Consider the following 1,140-nt stretch of genomic DNA (forward strand, 5'->3'; position numbering starts at 1 on the left):
TTATTAATGCGTTTGCATTAACTATAGTCGATATTACTCAACGATAGTTGCAACAACACCAGCACCAACTGTACGACCACCTTCACGGATAGCGAAGCGTAAACCTTCGTCCATCGCGATTGGTACGATTAGATCTACAGTCATCTTGATGTTATCACCAGGCATTACCATTTCTACGCCTTCTGGTAACTCAACGTTACCTGTTACGTCAGTTGTACGGAAGTAGAACTGTGGACGGTAACCTTTGAAGAATGGAGTATGACGACCACCTTCATCTTTCGAAAGTACGTATACTTCTGAAGTGAACTTCGTGTGTGGTGTGATTGAACCAGGCTTCGCTAGTACTTGACCACGTTCAACGTCTTCACGCTTAGTACCACGTAGAAGTGCACCAATGTTCTCACCCGCACGACCTTCGTCTAGAAGCTTACGGAACATCTCAACACCCGTACAAGTTGTCTTCGTAGTTTCTTTCATACCTACGATTTCAACTTCGTCGTTCACGTTTACAATACCAGCTTCAACACGGCCAGTTACTACTGTACCACGACCCTGGATTGAGAATACGTCTTCGATAGGCATGATGAATGGCTTATCGATGTCACGCTCTGGCTCTGGAATGTAAGAATCTAGTGCTTCTGCAAGCTCTACAATCTTGTCTTCCCACTGCTTCTCGCCTTCTAACGCCTTAAGCGCTGAACCTGCGATTAGTGGTAAGTCATCACCTGGGAAGTCGTATTCTGAAAGAAGTTCACGAACTTCCATCTCTACTAGCTCAAGTAGCTCTTCGTCATCAACCATGTCACATTTGTTCATGAATACGATGATGTAAGGTACGCCAACCTGACGAGAAAGTAGGATGTGCTCACGTGTTTGTGGCATAGGACCGTCAGTTGCAGCAACTACTAGGATTGCGCCGTCCATTTGTGCAGCACCAGTGATCATGTTTTTAACATAATCCGCGTGTCCTGGACAATCTACGTGTGCGTAGTGACGAGTCGGTGTATCGTACTCAACGTGAGACGTTGAAATTGTGATACCACGCTCACGCTCTTCTGGAGCGTTATCGATTGCTGCGAAGTCTTTTGCTTCACCACCGTATACTTTTGCAAGTACGTTAGTGATTGCTGCAGTTAGGGT

The 1,140-nt window shown here is 45.7% G+C and carries 1 protein-coding gene; it reads right to left on the bottom strand.

Annotation, left to right across the window (positions count from 1 at the left end):
- Nucleotides 1-33 precede the first annotated feature (33 nt).
- On the bottom strand, nucleotides 34-1,140 hold a 1,107-nt coding region (tuf, locus tag PCIT_RS00050; RefSeq protein ID WP_010368286.1), incomplete at its 5' end, for an elongation factor Tu.

The sequence above is a fragment of the Pseudoalteromonas citrea genome (genome assembly GCF_000238375.3).
Taxonomy (GTDB): Bacteria; Pseudomonadota; Gammaproteobacteria; order Enterobacterales; family Alteromonadaceae; genus Pseudoalteromonas; species Pseudoalteromonas citrea.